The following is a 17,219-nucleotide window of genomic DNA, read 5'->3' on the forward strand; positions in this document are numbered from 1 at the left end:
GCGGGGGGACGTGTGTCAGGGGGCGGTGGGGACCGCGGGTCTCGCGCCCCGCCGTCTGCCCCGTGTCTCGCGGACCACGGCGATCAGCCGCGGCGTGAGGACGCTGACGATGAGCAGCAGCCCGGTGACGATCGACTGGACCTCGGTGGAGACGTCGTTGAGCATCAGCAGGTTGCGGAGCAGGCCGATGAGCAGCACGGCCGCGATGACGCCGCCGAGGGTGCCCTTGCCGCCGTCGAAGTCGATGCCGCCGAGCAGCACCCCCGCGATGACGGTGAGCTCCAGGCCGAGCCCGTTGTCGGCGCGGGCGCTGCCGTAGCGGAGCGTGTAGACGATGCCGGCGAACCCGGCGACGAGGCCGGAGACCGTGAAAAGGATCAGCTTGATGCGCTTGACCCGGATGCCGGCGAAGTAGGCGGCGTCCTCCTGCGCGCCGATCGCGAACAGGGACCGCCCGATGCCGGTGGCGTGCAGGACGATGCCGGTGGCGATCGCGAGCACGACGCACAGCGCGATCGGGTACGGGATCGGCGTGCCGGGGATGGACGAGGTGGCGAGGCCGGTGTAGGCGGACGGGAACTCGGAGATGGCCCCGGTGCCGAGCGTGACGTACGCCAGCCCCCGGTAGAGGGTCATCGTGCCGATCGTCACGGCGAGGGACGGCAGCCCGAGCCTGGTCACGAGCAGCCCGTTGACCAGGCCGCAGGCGACCCCGACGACGAGCACGATCGGGATGATCGTCTCGATGGCCATGCCGCCGTCCCACATCTTGCCGGTCAGCGCGCTGCACAGGCCGAGGATCGAGGCGACCGACAGGTCGACCTGGCCGCACACGACGAGCAGCGTCATCGGCAGCGCGATCAGCGCGATCTCCGACAGATCGTCGAGCGCGAACGACAGGTTGTCGTTGTTCGCGAAGTCGGGCGAGAACCCCGCGCCGCCCGCGAACACCACGATCAGCAGGAAGGTGACGGCGGTCTCCCACCGCACGAGCCCTCCGAGGCGGCTCATGACCGTCCCTCCTTCTTCCCCGGAACCGAGTCCGGAGCGGTGTCGCGGTGCGCGGCGGACTCCAGCGACCGCTGTTTCAGCGCCCGCGTGACGCGCAGCGCCAGCAGCCGGTCGACGCTGATGGCCAGCAGCAGCAGGACGCCGGTGATCGCGTCCTGCCAGAACGAGTTGACCTTGAGCACCACCAGCACGCTGCCGATGGTGGTGAGCAGCAGGCCGCCGAGCGCCGCCCCGTACACCGTCCCGACGCCGCCGGTGATGGCGACGCCGCCGACGACGACCGCGGCGACGACCGTCAGCTCCCAGCCGTGCGCGGCGTCGGCGACGACGGTGCCGAACCGGCCGAGCCACAGCACCCCGGCGAGGCCGGCGAGCGCGCCGCTGGCCAGGTAGGCGGTGAGGACGCGGCGGCGGATGGGCACGCCCGCGAGCCGCGCGGCCTCAGGGCTGGACCCGATCGCGTAGAACTCGCGGCCGGAGGAGTAGGAGCGCAGGTAGTAGCCGACCGCGAGCATCGCCACGACCGTGATGATCGGCAGGTAGGGGACGCCGAGGATCCCGTCGTTGCCGAGCCTCAGCACCGAGGACGGCAGCTCGGCGGCGCCGATCTGCTGCCCGTGGGCGATGCGGTAGTCGAGCCCCTGGATCACGTACAGGGTGCCGAGGGTGACGACGAGGGACGGGACGCGGCAGAAGCTGACGAGCAGTCCGTTGACCAGCCCGCAGGCCAGCCCGATCGCGAGCCCGAAGAGGAGGACGAGCACGACGCCGTGGTCGCCGCCGGCGGCGAACTTCCCGGCGCTGAACGCGACGAGCCCGACGACGGACCCGACCGACAGGTCGATGTTGCGGGTGACGACGACCACCGTCTGCCCGACGGCGAGCAGCACCAGGATGGAGGCGTTGAGGAAGATGTCCTCGACGCCCTGCCCGGACAGGAACCGCGGGTTCGCGACGGTCGTCGCGACGACCAGGACGACGAGGCCGCCGAGGATGCTCATCTCGCGGGCGCGCAGCACCAGCTCGACCAGGCGGCGGCCGCCGCCGGCCGGTCCGCCCGCGCCGCCCGGCCGCGCCGGGGTCTCGGTGAGTACGCCGGTCATCAGGCCGCCTTCCCGGTCCCGGCGCGGCCGGTCGCGGCGGCCATCACGCTCTCCTCGGTCGCGTCCGCGCGGGCGATCTCGGCGGTGAGCCGCCCCTCGTGCATGACGAGGACGCGGTCGGCCATGCCGAGCACCTCCGGCAGGTCGGAGGAGATCATCAGCACCGCGAGGTCCCGCGCGGCCAGCTCCGACAGCAGCCGGTGCACCTCGGCCTTGGTGCCGACGTCGATGCCGCGGGTCGGCTCGTCCACGATCAGCACGGCGGGCTCGGTGGCGAGCCACTTGGCGAGCACGACCTTCTGCTGGTTGCCGCCCGACAGGACGCCGACGGCGTCGGAAAGCCTGGAGTACTTGAGCTGGAGCCGCAGCCCCCAGTCGGCGGCGCGGTCCCGCTCGACCCTGCGGGAGATGAGCCCGCCGCGCCCGGTCGCGCGGCGCAGCGCCTTCAGCTGGGTGAGGCCCATGTTCCGCTCGATGGACATGTCCATGACGAGGCCCTGCTGGCGGCGGTCCTCGGGGACGAGCGCGAGCCCGGCCGACATCGCGGCGGTGGGGCTGCCGGCCGGCAGCGCGCGGCCCTCGACCTCGACGGCCCCGGCGTCCCAGCGGTCCACCCCGAAGATCGCGCGGGCGACCTCGCTGCGGCCGGCGCCGACCAGCCCGGCCAGCGCGACGATCTCGCCGCGGCGGACCTCGAAGGAGACGTCGGTGAAGGCGCCCTCGCGGGTCAGCCGGCTCACCTTAAGCGCGACCTCGCCGGGCGTCACGTCCTGCTTGGGGTAGAGCGCGTCGAGGTCGCGGCCGACCATCCGGCGGACGAGGTCGTCGGGGGTGATGTCCGCGACCCTGTCGGTGCCGATGTAGATGCCGTCGCGCAGCGTCGTGACCCGCTGGCACAGCTCGAAGATCTCCTCCAGGCGGTGCGAGATGAACAGCACCGCGCAGCCCTGCTCGCGCAGCGTGCGGGTCACCGCGAACAGCCGGGCGACCTCCTGGCCGGTGAGCGCCGCGGTGGGCTCGTCCATGATGAGGACCCGCGCGTCCCGGGAGATGGCCTTGGCGATCTCGACGACCTGCTGGTCGGCGATCGACAGGCCGCGGGCGGGCTGCTGCGGGTCCAGCGCGACGCCGAGCCGCTCGAACAGCCGCGCCGTCTCGGCGTGCATGGTGCGGCGGTCGATGCGGCCGAGCCCGGCACGGGGCTGGCGCCCCATGAAGATGTTCTCGGCGACCGACAGGTCGGGGAACAGCGTGGGCTCCTGGTAGATGACGGCGACGCCCGCGGCCTGCGCGTCGGCGGGGCCGTGGAAGGCCGCCGGCTCGCCGTCCACCCGCACCTCGCCCGCGTCGGGGCGGTGCACCCCTGCGAACGTTTTTACGACCGTGGACTTGCCGGCGCCGTTCTCGCCGGCGAGGGCGTGCACCTCGCCGGGGTGCAGCTCCAGCGTGACGTCCTGGAGGGCGCGCACGGCGCCGAACGACTTGCTCACGTTGACCAGCGCCAATGTCGGCGGCGACGACCGGCCGGGTGCGTTCATGGCGGCCCTCCTCGCGGGGGACGTCGGGTTCCTTCGGATGAAAAACGTTTTAACCTGATGTTGCGGAGGACGCTAGATGTGAGCCGGAGCACTCGTCAAGAGGGAACCCGCCCGCCGCCCCGGCCAGAACCGGCGGAAGCCCCGCCGGGCAGGGGCCGGAAGAGTTTCCGAAGTCACCGCGGCGGGACCCGGCGGACCTGGCCGGACCGCCGGCCTTTCCGGCTCCGGGGTTGACACGTTTTAATTTCATGACCCAGAGTGAGCGGCGACACAGGCGGCGGACGGACCCGGGGGCACACAGATTGAGCAGGACGGTCGGCATCAAGCAGGTCGCGGCGCACGCCGGCGTCTCGCCCGGCACCGTGTCCAACGTGCTCAACCGGCCCGAGCGGGTGGCCGAGGCGACCCGCGTCCGCGTCGAGAAGGCGATCCGCGAGCTGGGGTTCGTCCGCAACGGCTCGGCGTCCACGCTGCGCGCCGGGCACAGCAGCACGATCGGGCTGATGGTCCTCGACCTCGCCAACCCCTTCTTCACCGACGTGGCGCGCGGCGTGGAGGACATCGCCAGCGAGCGCGGCTACGCGGTGCTGCTGTCGTCGTCGGGCGAGTCGGCGGAACGGGAGCAGCGCAACCTGCGGGTGTTCGCCGAGCAGCGGGTCCGCGGCGTGCTGCTGACCCCGTTCGGCGAAGACGGCGAGGCCGCCGACCGGCTGCGCGAGCGCAACGTCCCGGTGGTGCTGCTCGACCATCCGACGCCGCGCGCCAACCAGTGCTCGGTCGCCGTCGACGACGTCGCGGGCGGCGAGCTGGCGGCCGGCGAGCTGCTGGCCGGCGGGACCCGCACGATCGCGTTCGTCACCGGGCCGATGGTGCTGCGGCAGTGCGCCGACCGCCGCAGGGGCGCGCTGCGGGCGCTGCGCGCCGCCGGGCTCGGCCGCGAGGCGATGCGCGAGGTCGCGGTCGGCGCGATGAACGCGCGGTCCGGGCAGGAGGCGGCGCGGCGGCTGCTGGAGGCGGGCCCGCCGCTGCCGGACGCGATCTTCTGCGCGAACGACCTGCTCGCGCTCGGCGTGCTGCGCGTCCTGCTGCAGGCCGGGATCAAGGTGCCGACTGACGTGGCCCTGATCGGGTACGACGACATCGAGTTCTCGGCGGCCGCCGCCGTCCCCCTCAGCTCGGTGCGGCAGCCGACCTACCAGCTCGGCCGGATCGCGACCGAGCTGCTGCTGGAGGAGTGCGACGAGTCGGGCGGGCACGCCCACCAGCAGGTCATGTTCCAGCCCGAGCTGGTCGTCCGCGAGTCCAGCCGCTCCCCGGGAGGCAATCAATGAGCGAAGCGAACCGGGGGTTGTGGGGGGTCGCCCCCCACAGGAGGCACGCATGAAGGTCGCGCTGTTCCTCACCTGCGTCAACGACACGATGTATCCGGGGACGGGGAAGGCGATGGTGCGGCTGCTGCGGCGGCTCGGCCACGACGTCGAGTTCCCGGAGTCGCAGACGTGCTGCGGCCAGATGCACCTCAACACCGGGTACCGGCGGGAGGCGCTGCGCCTGGTGAAGGGTTTCGCGGAGACGTTCGAGCCGTACGAGGCGATCGTGGCGCCGTCCGCGTCGTGCGCGGCGATGGTCCGCGAGTGGCATCCGAAGCTGGCGCCGCGCACCGCCGGGGTCGCGTCCCGCGTCTACGAGCTGTCGGAGTTCCTGGTGGACGTCCTCGGCGTCACCGACGTCGGCGCCTGGTTCCCGCACCGCGTCACCTACCATCCGACCTGCCACTCGCTGCGCATGCTGCACGTCGGCGACCGTCCGCTGCGGCTGCTGCGCGAGGTCCGCGGCATCGACCTGGCCGACCTGCCGGACGCGGCCGAGTGCTGCGGCTTCGGCGGGACGTTCGCGCTGAAGAACTCCGAGGTGTCGGCGGCGATGTGCGCCGACAAGATCACCGCCGTCCGGGAGACGAGGGCCGAGGTGCTGTGCGCGGCGGACAACTCGTGCCTGATGCACATCGGCGGCGCCCTCACCCGCACCCGCGCGGGGGTGCGGACGATCCACCTGGCCGAGATCCTCGCGTCGACCGAGGAGGACCCCTCATGACGAGCGAAGCGCACCGGGGGGCGCGGGGGGCCGTCCCCCCGCGAGAGACGGGTGCCATGCCCACGTACGTCGGGATGCCGTCGTTCCCGGACGCGGCGCGGCGGGCCGTGGCCGACACGCGGCTGCGCGGCAACCTCGCGCACGCGACCACCACGATCCGGGACAAGCGCGCCGGCGCGGTCGCCGAGCTGGCCGACTGGCCCGCGCTGCGCGAGGCGGGCAAGCAGATCAAGGACCACGTCCTGGCGAACCTCGGCCACTACCTCCGGCTGCTGGAGGAGAAGGTGACCGAGGCCGGCGGGACGGTGCACTGGGCACGGGACGCCGGCGAGGCCAACCGGATCGTCGCGGACCTGGTGAAGGCGACCGGCGAGACGGAGGTCGTCAAGGTCAAGTCGATGGCCACGCAGGAGATCGGCCTCAACGAGTTCCTCGCCGCGGAGGGCATCACCGCCTACGAGACCGACCTCGCCGAGCTGATCGTGCAGCTCGGGGACGACCGGCCGTCGCACATCCTCGTCCCGGCCATCCACCGGAACCGCTCCGACATCCGCGACATCTTCCTGCGCGCGATGGACGACGCCCCCGAGGGCCTGACCGACTCCCCCGCCGCGCTCGCGGAGGCGGCGCGGCGGCACCTGCGCGCCAAGTTCCTGTCGGCGAAGGTCGGGGTGTCCGGCGTGAACTTCGCGGTCGCCGACACCGGCACGCTCGTCGTCCTGGAGTCGGAGGGCAACGGGCGGATGTGCCTGACGCTCCCCGAGACCCTCATCTCGGTGATGGGCGTGGAGAAGATCGTGCCCAGCTGGCGGGACCTGGAGGTGTTCCTGCAGCTGCTGCCCCGCTCGTCCACGGCCGAGCGGATGAACCCCTACACCTCCGCCTGGACGGGCGTCTCCCCCGGCGACGGCCCGCGCGACTTCCACCTCGTCCTGCTGGACAACGGCCGCACCGCCACCCTCGCCGACGAGGTGGGCCGGCAGGCGCTGCGCTGCATCCGCTGCTCGGCGTGCCTGAACGTGTGCCCGGTCTACCAGCGCGCGGGCGGCCACGCCTACGGGTCGCCGTATCCGGGGCCGATCGGCGCGATCCTGTCACCGCAGATCAGAGGCATCGGGTCGGACGTGGACGCGTCCCTGCCCTACGCGTCGTCGCTGTGCGGGGCGTGCTTCGAGGTGTGCCCGGTCGCGATCGACATCCCGGAGGTCCTCGTCCACCTGCGGGCGCGGGCCGTGGAGAAGGGCCCGCGCCATCCGCTGGAGCGGGTGGCGATGGCGGCGGCCGGATGGACGCTGCGCTCCCCCACGCGGCTCGGGCTCGCGCAGCGCGCCGCGTCCGCGAGCCGCCGCGTGGTGGCGCGCGGCGGCCGGATCCGGCGGCTGCCCGGCCCGCTGAGCGCCTGGACCGAGACGCGGGACGCGCCCGCCCCGCCGCCGGAGTCGTTCCGCGCCTGGTGGGCCCGCACGGACGGCGGCCGCGAGGAGGACGGCGAGTGAACGCCCGCGAGGAGATCCTGCGCCGCATCGAGGGGATCGTCCCCACCCGCCCGGCGGCCGAGGTCGCGGCCTCCTACGACCGGATCGACCGCTCCTACCTGCGCCGCCACCACGAGGACGGCGTCCTCGGCCTGTTCGCCGAGCGGGTCGCCGACTACCGCGCGACGGTCCTGCGGGTGTCCGCGCGGGAGGTGGCCTCGGCGGTCGCGGAGCGGCTGTCGGCCCGGCCCGGCCCGTACGGCGTCCCGGCCGGCCTGCCCGCGGAGTGGACGTCCGCGACGGACGCCGAGCTCGTCCGCGACTTCTCCGTGGCGTCCCTCGACCGTGTGGCGGGCGCCGTCACCGGCTGCGCCGCCGCGATCGCGGAGACCGGCACGATCGTCCTGGACCACGGCGCCGCGCAGGGGCCGCGCGCCCTGTCGCTCGTGCCCGACTACCACCTGATCGTGGTGCTCGCCGAGCAGGTCGCGCCGGACGTGCCGGAGGCGCTCGAACGCCTGGACCCGTCGCGTCCGCTGACGTTCGTGTCGGGCCCGTCGGCGACGAGCGACATCGAGCTCTCCCGCGTGGAGGGCGTGCACGGGCCCCGCACGCTGGAGGTCCTGGTCGTCCAATGAGCGCCACGACTTTCGCGGCCGTCGACCTGGGCGCGTCCAGCGGCCGCGTGATGGCCGGGCGCGTCGGACCCGGCACCCTCGAACTGGAGGAGATCCGCCGGTTCCCGAACCGCCCCGTCCGGGTCAACGGCACCCTGCACTGGGACATTCTCGGCCTCTACGGCAACGTCCTCGACGGGCTGCGCGCCGTGCCGGCCGGGGCGGCGTCGGCCGGGATCGACTCGTGGGCGGTCGACTACGGGCTGCTCGACGCGAACGGCGCCCTGCTCGGCAACCCCGTCCACTACCGCGACGCCCGCACCGACGGCGTGATGGACCGCGTCCGCGCCGACCTGGGCGACGACGTCCTCTACCGGGCGTCCGGCCTGCAGTTCCTCCCGTTCAACACGATCTACCAGCTCGTGGCGGACGACCTGTCGCGGGCGGGCACGCTGCTGCTCATCCCCGACCTGCTGGCCTTCTGGCTCACGGGCGAGATCGGCGCCGAGCGCACCAACGCGTCCACGACCGGCCTGCTGGACGTGCGCGACGGCACCTGGTCGCAGGATCTGCTGGGCCGTCTCGGCCTCCCCGCGGAGATCCTCCCGGAGCTGCGCGACCCCGGGTCGGTGATCGGGACCCTCCGCCCGGACGTGGCGGCCGAGACCGGCCACGGCGCGCTCCCCGTCACGGCCGTCGGCTCCCACGACACCGCGTCCGCGGTCGCCGCCGTCCCCGCCGCCACCGATCGTTTCGGCTACATCTCGTGCGGCACCTGGTCGCTGGTCGGCGTCGAGCTGGGCGCGCCCGTGCTGACCGACGCGAGCCGCGAGGCCAACTTCACCAACGAGGTCGGAGTCGACGGGACGGTCCGCTACCTGCGCAACGTGATGGGCCTGTGGCTGCTCCAGGAGTCCCTGCGGACCTGGGGCGGCCCCGGCCTGGCCGCCCTGCTCGCCGAGGCCGCCCGCCTCCCCGGCCTGCGCTCGCTGATCGACCCCGACGACCCGGAGTTCCTGCCGCCCGGCGACATGCCGTCCCGGATCGCCGCGCACTGCCGGCGGCGCGGGTACCCCGAGCCGTCCACCCGCGCGGAGACCGTCCGCTGCATCATGGACAGCCTCGCCCTGGCGCACCGCGCCACGCTGCGCCAGGCCGCGGCCCTGTCCGGCGCCGGCGTCGAGGTCGTCCACCTGGTGGGCGGCGGCAGCCGCAACGACCTGCTGTGCCGGCTGACCGCCGACGCCTGCGGGATCCCGGTCGTGGCGGGTCCGGTCGAGGCGACGGCCCTCGGGAACGTGCTGGCCCAGGCCCGCGCCCACGGCGCCGTCAAGGACCTGGCCGAGTCGCGCGCCCTGGTCGCGGCCACCCAGGACGTGCGCCGGTACAGCCCTTCGGGGGACGGCGCCCGGTGGCGGGAGGCCGCCGTCCGCCTCGGCCTGGAAACCTGAGGGGTTCTCCGGATGTCACGGGGCCGCGACGGTTTACCCACCCGAGGTTGACACGGGGCTTGCGAAGGCCGTTCATAGCTATGTACACACGGTCACTGAGGAGGCCACCCCGTCGGGATCACCTGCGGTCGGGGGCGTGTTGCCCCACCTTATTGACGTTCCACCCGATAAGGTGAATCCCGCAATTCTCAGGACCACAACGAGAACATGATCACGGCGTATCGACCGCCTGTCGCTGTTGGGATGTGGACATGCAGGGTCGTGCGGCGCGCGAGGCCGGAGGCTCCGGCAACGCTCCGCTGATCGGCCGACGGGACGCGCTGCAGGAGATCGGCCGCGTCCTGGACGCGGCCGCGGGCGGCTACGGCTTCCTCGCCATGGTCGGCGAGCCCGGCGCCGGCAAGACACGGCTGCTGAACGAGCTCGCGGACGGCGCGATCGCGCGGGACCTGCCGTTCGTGGCGGGGCGCGCGGCCGAGTTCGAGCAGGAGATGCCGTTCGGCGCCGTGGTCGACGCGCTCGACGACCGCCTCGAAGAGCGCACCCCGGCCCTGCCCCCGGGGGCGCTGCGGCTGCTCGGGACGGTGTTCCCCGCGCTGGCCGACCTCGCCGGCGATGCGCCGCTGGCCTCGCCGGAGTCCCAGGTGGCGCGGTACCAGCTGCACCGGACCGTCCGGCATCTGCTGGAGGAGCTGGCCGAGCCGTCCGGGCTGGTGCTGATCCTGGACGACCTGCACTGGGCCGACGACGCGACGATCGAGCTGCTGGACCACCTGGTCCGGCACCCGCCGCGCGCGCGGGTGCTGGTCGCGGTCGCCTACCGGCCGGCGCAGGCGTCGCCGCGGCTGGCGGCGCTGGTGGACGCGGCCGGCCCGCAGGGCGTGCGGGTGGCGGTCGACCCGCTCACGCAGAGCGAGGTGCGCGAGTTCCTCGGCCCGGACGTCAGCCGGTCGCGGTGCGAGTCGCTGTTCAAGGCCAGCGGCGGCAACCCGTTCTACCTGGAGGCGCTGGCCAAGATGGACGCCGGCGCCGCGCCCGTGGCCGGCAACGGCCTGGACCGGCACTGGGAGAAGGGCATCGCGAACCTGACCGAGGTGCCGCCGGCGGTGCGGGCGGCGCTGCAGGTGGAGCTGAGCGCGCTGCCGCCGCAGGCGCTGGCGATGGCGCGCGGCGCCGCCGTCGCCGCCGACGTGTTCGAACCCGCCCTCGCCGCCGTCGCCGCGGAGATGGAGCCCGACGACGCGCTCACCGCGCTGGACGTGCTGACCGGCCACGACGTGGTGCGGCCCGCGCCGGGCGGCCGGTTCCGGTTCCGGCATCCGCTGGTCCGGCACATCGCCTACGCCTCGACGGCGGCGGGCTGGCGGATCGCGGCGCACTCGCGGGTCGCGGCGCGGCTCGCCGACCTGGGCGCCCCGGCGGCCGTCCGCGCCCACCACGTGGTGCGGTCGGCGCGGTTCGGCGACGCCGAGGCGATCCGGACGCTGGTGGAGGCCGCCCGCGTCGTCGCGCAGCAGGCGCCCGGCACCGCCGCGTACTGGCTGCAGGCCGCGCTGGACCTGATGCCCGACACCCCCGGCGACGCCTACCCCGACCGCGTCGAGCTGCTGGTCGAGCTGACCTTCATGCAGGCCGTCAGCGGCCGCGCCGAGGAGGGCCAGGAGACCGCCAGGACCCTGCTCGGGCTGCTGCCGCCGGGCGACATCGTCCGGCGCGCGCGGACCGTGCACATGTGCGCGATCATGGAGCGGCAGCTCGGCCGCATCCACGAGGCCCGCGCCATCGTCCTGGACGAGCTGCGCCGCATCACCGACCGGCAGACCCCCGAGGCGGTCCTGCTGCGGATCCGGCTGGTCGCCGACCGCATCCAGCGGATCGACACGCGCGGATCGCACGCGATCCTGGAGACGATCCCGGACAGCGCCCCCGGCTGGGGCCCGGGGCTGACGGCGGCCGTCGCGGCGATGCGCCCGATGGTCGCCTACGGGCGCGGCGAGGTCGAGGAGGCCATCGGCTACGCGCAGGCCGCCGACCAGCTGTTCTCCGCCGCGTCCGGCAACGACTTCGCCGACTGCCTGGACTGCTTCGCCTGGCTGGTGTTCGCCGAGTGCTTCCTCGGCATGTACGACGAGGCGCTGCGGCACGCCGAGCGGCTGGTGTCGATCACCCGGATGACCGGGCAGACGTTCATCCTGGGCTACATGCTGGCCGGGCAGTCCCGCGTCCTGGCGCTGCTGGGGCGGCTGGAGGAGGCCGCCGCCGCCGCCGACGAGGCCACCGCGGTCGGCCGCGACCTGCGCTCGCAGGAGGTCCTGGCCTACGGGCTGATCCAGCAGTGCCTGACCGCGTCCTGGATGGGCGACCACGAGCGCGCGCTGCGGGCCGGGGACGAGGCCGTCGCCAACGACACCGGCTCGGGCGAGTGGTGGACGCACATGGCGCACGTCGCCCGCGCCATCGCGGTGGTCAACGAGGGCCGGCTGGAGGAGGGCGCCACCGCGCTGATCCAGGCGTGCGGCACCGGCGACCAGGGCCTGGACTTCGGCACGCTCGGCAGCTGCGCCGAAGCCCTCGCCTGCGTCCGGGCGGCGCAGGACGACGCCGACGCCGCGAACTGGGCCGACATCGCCGAGGCGATCGCCAACCCGGCGCTGACCGGCGACGTCGGCCTGGCCAGGCTGACCCGCGCGCACGCGCTGCGCGCCGGCGACCCGGCCGCGTCGGCGGCGCTGGCGGCGGAGGCCGCCGACCTGCTCACCAAGGCGGGGCGGCGGCCGGAGGCGGGCCGCGCCGAGCTGGCCGCCGGGCTCGCGCACGCCGCCGCCGGCGACCGCACCGCGGCCCGGGAGCGGCTGCGCGCCGCCGCGGAGATCTTCGAGTCCTGCGGGATGTCGGGGCTGCACGCGCAGGTCGTCCGCGAGCAGCGCCGCCTCGGCGTCCGGGTGGCGTCCGCCGGCGCGGCCGCGAAGACCGGCAAGGCCGGGAAGGACCTGCCGTTCGGGCTGTCGCCGCGCGAGCACGAGATCGCGCTGCTGGTCGCCGACGGCCTCGGCAACCAGCGGATCGCCGAGCGGCTCTACCTCAGCGTCCGGACGGTCGAGACCCATCTGTCCCGCGTCTTCGCCAAGATCGGCGTCTCCTCGCGGGTCGGCGTCGCGACCGCTATGAACCGTTCCGAGTAGAGCCGACTCTTACTTCACGTACGTCCCGTACGTACTGCGGGCCCGCTCGCGCACGTAAGTACGGGTTCTCCACGATGCCGCGCCGATATCCGTGTTTGGCAAGGTTGGGGCGTCAGGAAGCGGAGGAGACGGACATGGATGAGCAGCGGATCGCGCGCTTCACGCACGCGGGCGTCGCCGACGCCGAGATCTCCGTGCATCCCTTCGCGACCGGCGACGGGCTGGGCCTGAACCTGACCCGGTTCCGCCGCGCCGGCGCCGACCGCGGCGACGACACCGTCCTGCTGGTGCACGGCCTGACGACGTCCAGCGACATGTACATCATGCCGGAGCACGCCAACATGGTGAACTTCCTGCACGACGCCGGGTTCGGCGACGTGTGGGCCGTGGACCTGCGCATCAGCGGGCGGTTCCCCTACAACTCCGAGATGCAGCGCCACAACCTCGACTCCCTCGCGCTCTGGGACCACCCGGCGGCGCTCGCCGAGCTGCGCCGCCACATCGGCGACAGGCGCCTCCACGTGATCACGCACTGCGTGGGCTCGATCTCGTTCGCGATGGCGCTGTTCGCCGGCACCGTCACCGGCGTCACCAGCCTGGTCTGCAACAGCGTCGCGCTGACCCCCCGGACCCCGGCCTGGTCGAGGATCAAGCTCGGCTACGGGCCCGCGCTGATGGAGTACGTCGTGGGGCCCTGCCACCTGGACCCGAGGTACGGGACCGCGCCGGTCATGACGCGCGGCTGGATGCTCGCCAAGGCGGTCGCGCCGTTCCACCGCGACTGCGCCGAGCCCGCCTGCCACATGCTCAGCTTCATGTGGGGCGGCGGCAAACCGATCTTCACGCACGAGAAGATGTCGCCGGTCACCCACGGCCGGTTGCCCGACCTGTTCGGGGCCTGCAACGTCAACTACTACCGGCACCTCCACGCGATGGTGAAGGCCGGCCGCGCGGTGAAGTACGACCGCCGCGACCCGCGCTTCGCCGCCCTGCCGGACGACTACCTGTCGCGCGCCGCCTCGGTCACGACGCCGATCCTGTTCCTCACCGGAGACCGCAACCACGTGTTCACCGACTCCAACATCGTCTGCCACCGCACGCTCGAAGAGGCCGCGCCCGGCCTGCACGAGCTGGCGATCCTGCCCGGCTACGGCCACCAGGACCCGTTCATGGGCCGGTACGCCGATACCGAGGTGTTCCCGCAGGTCGTCGACTTCCTCAAGCGGAAGGCGGGGTGATCCTCATGGAGCATGCCGACACGGTCGTCGTCGGGTCCGGGTTCGGCGGATCCGTCGCGGCCTACCGGCTGGCGGAGGCCGGCGAGTCGGTCGTCCTGCTGGAGCGCGGGCAGCCGTACCCGCCGGGCACCTTCCCCCGCTCCCCCGCCCAGATGGGACGGGCGTTCTGGGACCCGGCCGAGGGCCTGTACGGGATGTTCGACGTCTGGAGCTTCAAGGGCTGCGACTCCGTCGTGTCGGCCGGGCTCGGCGGCGGGTCGCTGATCTACGCGAACGTGCTGCTGCGCAAGGACGAGCACTGGTTCGTCAACGACCGCCCGGACGGCGGCCACGACCCGTGGCCGATCACCCGCGCCGACCTCGACCCGCACTACGACGCCGTCGAGCGAATGCTGGGCGCGACGCCGTACCCGCTGGAGCAGGTGCCGTTCGACGACACCCCGAAGTCGCACGCGATGCAGGACGCGGCGGCCGAGCTGGGCCTGGAGATCTCGCTGCCGCCGCTCGCGGTCAGCTTCGCCTCCCGTCCCGGCGGCACGCCCGGCCTCAGCCTGCCGATCGCCGACGCCGGCTACGGCAACATCCACGGCGAGGTCCACGGCGCCGCACGGCGGACGTGCAAGCTGTGCGGCGAGTGCGACATCGGCTGCAACGAGGGCGCCAAGAACAGCCTCGACCACACCTACCTGTCGGCGGCGGCGCACCACGGCGCCGACATCCGCACCTCCCGCGAGGTGAAGGCGATCCGGCCGCGGCCGGGCGGCGGGTACGAGGTCGACTACGTCCACCACGCCGACCTGACCGCGAAGAAGAGCCGCCCGCCCGTCCGGACGATCTCCTGCGACCGGCTGATCCTCGGCGCCGGCGCCTACGGCACCACGTACCTGCTGCTGAAGTCGCGGGCGGCGTTCCCGGGCCTGTCCGCGGCGCTCGGCACCCGGTTCAGCGGCAACGGCGACCTGCTGACGTTCCTGCTGCGCGCCAAGGACCGCAACCGGGTCCGGCCGCTGAACGCCAGCCGCGGGCCCGTGATCACCAGCGCGATCCGGCTGCCGGACGAACTGGACGGCGTGCCCGGCGCGGGCCGCGGCGCCTACATCCAGGACGGCGGCTACCCCGGCTTCACCGACTGGATCGTCGACAGCCTCGACCTCGGCAACGACTTCGAACGCGCCGTGAAGTTCCTGTGGAACCGGTTCACCGAGTTCTTCAAGGACGCGCCCGACACGAACCTGTCCAAGGAGATCGCGGACCTGATCGGCGACGGCGCCCTCACGGTCAGCTCGCTGCCGCTGCTCGGCATGGGCCGCGACAGCGCCGACGGGCGGCTGCACCTGAGGGGCGGGCGGCTCGTCGCCGACTGGGACGCCGAGACCAGCGAGGCGCTGTTCAACCGCGTCCGCAAGACGATGCAGGGGATCGCGGACGTGCTCGGCGCCGACTACCACGACAACCCGATGTGGTTCCGCAAGCGCATCATCACCGTCCATCCGCTGGGCGGCGCCCCCATGGGGGGCCACCCGGGCGAAGGCGTCTGCGACGCCTTCGGGGAGGTGTTCGGGTTCCCGGGCCTCTACATCGCCGACGGGGCGGCGATGCCGGGGCCGGTGGGCCCGAACCCCTCGCTCACCATCGCCGCGCACGCCGACCGGCTGGCGACGCGGCTGCTGGAGGACGCGTCCGCACAAGGGCGTGCGGCCGGGTCCGCCACCGCCCCGTCTGCCACGGGGGCCGAGCCGGCCGGGGGGGCCGGCTCGCTCGGCGGGGCGGGGAACGGCTCGATGTACGGCCCGTCTTCAGGGGGCCGCGGCGGGACACGGGGACCGTCCGCCGCGGCTGCGGGCCGTACGTCGCTGTCGTTCACCGAGGAGATGAAGGGGTTCGTCACCTACGGGGAGGCCGACGCGCGGATCGGCGAGCTGGCGGAGGGGCGCCGGCCCCTGTCGTTCCGGCTGACGATCACCGCGGACGACACCGACCGCTTCCTCGCCGAGCCGGGCCACGAGGCGAAGGCCGAGGGGTGGATCGACGCGGGCGGGCACGGGGGCCGCTGCCCGGTCGAGCGGGGCACGTTCAACCTGTTCGTCGCGGACGGCGCCGACGACCGGCGGCTGATGCGGTACCGGCTGCTCTACACCGACGGCGAGGACCGGCGGCGGACGCTGAGCGGGCACAAGAACGTCCTGCACGGGCCGCCGACGCGGATCTGGCCGGACACGTCCACGCTCTACGTGCGGCTGCTGGACGGCCACGTCGGCGCGGACGAGGAGGACGGCGCGGACGTCGTCGCGGCGGGCGTGCTGCACATCCAGCTGACCGACTTCGCGCGGCAGCTGACGACGTTCCGCACGTCCGGCCCGGACGGGGCGGGCAAGCTCCTCGACTTCGGCAGGTTCTTCGCCGGGGAGCTGTGGGAGGTGTACGGCCCGGACCCCGTCTGAGCGGGGTCCGAAGGGGGGCCAGGTTCGTGCAGGCCGAGGGAACTGCGGGGTGCTCTCGGCCTGCACCTTTTCGCCGGAGGCCGTGCGGGGGGTCGCGCGGCCTCCGGCCTTCTCCCGTGTCGTCCTAGATGTCGCCGGCCAGGCGGGCGGGGCAGTCGGCCGGGCAGTGCTCGAGGTGCGCGGGCAGCCGGCGGACGAACGTCTTCAGCATCAGCCCCAGCGCGAACCCCACCAGCGGGCGGGTGCCGGGGATCAGCGGCTCGAACGCCGCCTCCCAGCGGATACCGGTGCCGGAGTCGCGGGCCTCCAGGTACACGTCCGAGCGGTAGCGGCGCACCGGCAGCCCCGACAGGGCGATGTAGCCGAAGTGCGAGTACGGCTCGTAGGCGACGGTCTGCTCGCTGGCGGGCCAGATCTTCTTGACCGTCCCGACGCCGTAGGCGGTGGTGTCGCCCTTGCGCACCTGCTTGGCGGGTGTGGGGAACCTGCCCCAAGCACCCCACGCCTCCGGGACGGCCAGGTGCCGGAACACCTCTTCGGGCGTGGCGCTGGTGGTGGCGGTGGCCTGGATCATCACCGAACCGTAGCCACCCGCGCACCACCCGCACAAGGATTGTCAGCTCGCGTGCCCGTAGAGGCGCTCGACGTGGAGGCGGATGACGAGGCGGCCGTCGGCGACCATGACGCGCCGGTAGTCGTCCCAGTCGGGGTGCTCGCCGCGGATGTCGCGGTACACCTCCACCAGTTCCTCGACGGCGGCGTCGTGCGGGTCGGCGGCGACCGCGGACAGCTCGGCGCTGCCTTCGGCGACGGCGTAGGACCAGCCGTCCTGCGAGCTGACGTGCAGGCTGGCGCGCGGGTCGCGGGCCAGGTTGCGGGCCTTGGCGCGGTCGGCGGTGACGGAGATCCGGACGAGCCGGCGGTCCTCGTCGAAGTGGTAGTTGATGTTGGACAGCTGCGGCCGCCCGTCCCGCTTCAGCGTGGCCAGGACCCCGAGGTCCCGGTCCTTCAGCAGCTTCACCAGCGCCGCGTCGTCCGCCATCGTCCGCCTCCAGGGAGAGAGATCCGC

Annotated in this window: 13 protein-coding genes; 8 read left to right on the top strand and 5 right to left on the bottom strand. The window is 73.5% G+C overall.

Translation table 11 applies throughout. From position 1 onward, the window contains the following. Nucleotides 1–15: 15 nt before the first annotated feature. Genes AL2_RS30915 through AL2_RS30925 form a run of 3 tightly spaced genes read right to left on the bottom strand, consistent with a single transcriptional unit; the run spans nt 16 to nt 3,652 of the window. Nucleotides 16–1,011: an ABC transporter permease gene (locus tag AL2_RS30915; protein WP_067639906.1), complete on the bottom strand. Its 996-nt coding sequence runs from the start codon at nt 1,009–1,011 to the stop codon at nt 16–18. Next, nucleotides 1,008–2,114: an ABC transporter permease gene (locus AL2_RS30920; protein WP_067639908.1), complete on the bottom strand. Its 1,107-nt coding sequence runs from the start codon at nt 2,112–2,114 to the stop codon at nt 1,008–1,010. The genes AL2_RS30915 and AL2_RS30920 overlap by 4 nt, the downstream gene beginning before the upstream one ends. Beyond that, nucleotides 2,114–3,652, bottom strand: coding sequence for a sugar ABC transporter ATP-binding protein (locus AL2_RS30925; RefSeq protein ID WP_067639909.1), 1,539 nt, complete (start codon nt 3,650–3,652; stop codon nt 2,114–2,116). Before AL2_RS30925 ends, AL2_RS30920 begins: the two co-directional genes overlap by 1 nt. A gap of 302 nt (nt 3,653–3,954) precedes the next feature. Here AL2_RS30925 and AL2_RS30930 point away from each other — a divergent pair, with 302 nt between their 5' ends. The 8 genes from AL2_RS30930 to AL2_RS30965 all read left to right on the top strand — a co-directional run bounded on the left by AL2_RS30930 (nt 3,955) and on the right by AL2_RS30965 (nt 16,150). Next, the gene (locus AL2_RS30930) at nt 3,955–4,983 is read left to right on the top strand and encodes a LacI family DNA-binding transcriptional regulator (protein ID WP_067639911.1); all 1,029 of its coding nucleotides are present in this window, start codon (nt 3,955–3,957) and stop codon (nt 4,981–4,983) included. Between the two features lie 49 nt (nt 4,984–5,032). Continuing rightward, complete coding sequence (locus tag AL2_RS30935; RefSeq protein ID WP_067639913.1) at nt 5,033–5,746, top strand: (Fe-S)-binding protein; 714 nt, start codon at nt 5,033–5,035, stop codon at nt 5,744–5,746. 74 nt (nt 5,747–5,820) lie between these two features. Beyond that, nucleotides 5,821–7,242, top strand: a complete 1,422-nt coding sequence (locus tag AL2_RS30940) for a LutB/LldF family L-lactate oxidation iron-sulfur protein (protein ID WP_174550897.1) — start codon at nt 5,821–5,823, stop codon at nt 7,240–7,242. Further along, nucleotides 7,239–7,859, top strand: coding sequence for a LutC/YkgG family protein (locus tag AL2_RS30945; RefSeq protein WP_067639917.1), 621 nt, complete (start codon nt 7,239–7,241; stop codon nt 7,857–7,859). The genes AL2_RS30940 and AL2_RS30945 overlap by 4 nt, the downstream gene beginning before the upstream one ends. Further along, nucleotides 7,856–9,289, top strand: coding sequence for a rhamnulokinase (locus tag AL2_RS30950; RefSeq protein WP_067639920.1), 1,434 nt, complete (start codon nt 7,856–7,858; stop codon nt 9,287–9,289). Before AL2_RS30945 ends, AL2_RS30950 begins: the two co-directional genes overlap by 4 nt. A gap of 251 nt (nt 9,290–9,540) precedes the next feature. Further along, nucleotides 9,541–12,471 (top strand): helix-turn-helix transcriptional regulator, encoded by a 2,931-nt coding sequence (locus AL2_RS30955; RefSeq protein WP_067639995.1) that lies wholly within the window; start codon nt 9,541–9,543, stop codon nt 12,469–12,471. A 134-nt stretch (nt 12,472–12,605) separates the two neighbouring features. Beyond that, nucleotides 12,606–13,709: an alpha/beta fold hydrolase gene (locus AL2_RS30960; protein ID WP_067639922.1), complete on the top strand. Its 1,104-nt coding sequence runs from the start codon at nt 12,606–12,608 to the stop codon at nt 13,707–13,709. A gap of 5 nt (nt 13,710–13,714) precedes the next feature. Further along, nucleotides 13,715–16,150 (top strand): GMC oxidoreductase, encoded by a 2,436-nt coding sequence (locus AL2_RS30965; RefSeq protein ID WP_067639997.1) that lies wholly within the window; start codon nt 13,715–13,717, stop codon nt 16,148–16,150. A gap of 124 nt (nt 16,151–16,274) precedes the next feature. Here AL2_RS30965 and AL2_RS30970 read toward each other — a convergent pair whose 3' ends face one another. Both AL2_RS30970 and AL2_RS30975 read right to left on the bottom strand, forming a co-directional pair. After that, a complete protein-coding gene (locus AL2_RS30970; RefSeq protein WP_067639924.1) occupies nt 16,275–16,724 on the bottom strand; it encodes an SRPBCC family protein in 450 nt (149 codons plus the stop codon). A gap of 42 nt (nt 16,725–16,766) precedes the next feature. After that, nucleotides 16,767–17,192 (bottom strand): PPOX class F420-dependent oxidoreductase, encoded by a 426-nt coding sequence (locus AL2_RS30975; protein ID WP_067639926.1) that lies wholly within the window; start codon nt 17,190–17,192, stop codon nt 16,767–16,769. Between the last annotated feature and the right edge of the window lie 27 nt (nt 17,193–17,219).

The sequence above is a fragment of the Actinomadura latina NBRC 106108 genome, assembly GCF_001552195.1.
Classification (GTDB): Bacteria; Actinomycetota; Actinomycetes; order Streptosporangiales; family Streptosporangiaceae; genus Spirillospora; species Spirillospora latina.

Excerpts from the sequence above, each read along its gene's own strand:
- AL2_RS30920 (WP_067639908.1), bottom strand. The coding sequence starts at position 2,114 with ATGACCGGCGTACTCACCGAGACCCCGGCGCGGCCGGGCGGCGCGGGC.
- AL2_RS30925 (WP_067639909.1), bottom strand. The coding sequence starts at position 3,652 with ATGAACGCACCCGGCCGGTCGTCGCCGCCGACATTGGCGCTGGTCAAC.
- AL2_RS30960 (WP_067639922.1), top strand. The coding sequence starts at position 12,606 with ATGGATGAGCAGCGGATCGCGCGCTTCACGCACGCGGGCGTCGCCGAC.
- AL2_RS30955 (WP_067639995.1), top strand. The coding sequence starts at position 9,541 with ATGCAGGGTCGTGCGGCGCGCGAGGCCGGAGGCTCCGGCAACGCTCCG.
- AL2_RS30915 (WP_067639906.1), bottom strand. The coding sequence starts at position 1,011 with ATGAGCCGCCTCGGAGGGCTCGTGCGGTGGGAGACCGCCGTCACCTTC.
- AL2_RS30950 (WP_067639920.1), top strand. The coding sequence starts at position 7,856 with ATGAGCGCCACGACTTTCGCGGCCGTCGACCTGGGCGCGTCCAGCGGC.
- AL2_RS30970 (WP_067639924.1), bottom strand. The coding sequence starts at position 16,724 with ATGATCCAGGCCACCGCCACCACCAGCGCCACGCCCGAAGAGGTGTTC.
- AL2_RS30975 (WP_067639926.1), bottom strand. The coding sequence starts at position 17,192 with ATGGCGGACGACGCGGCGCTGGTGAAGCTGCTGAAGGACCGGGACCTC.
- AL2_RS30940 (WP_174550897.1), top strand. The coding sequence starts at position 5,821 with ATGCCGTCGTTCCCGGACGCGGCGCGGCGGGCCGTGGCCGACACGCGG.
- AL2_RS30935 (WP_067639913.1), top strand. The coding sequence starts at position 5,033 with ATGAAGGTCGCGCTGTTCCTCACCTGCGTCAACGACACGATGTATCCG.
- AL2_RS30965 (WP_067639997.1), top strand. The coding sequence starts at position 13,715 with ATGGAGCATGCCGACACGGTCGTCGTCGGGTCCGGGTTCGGCGGATCC.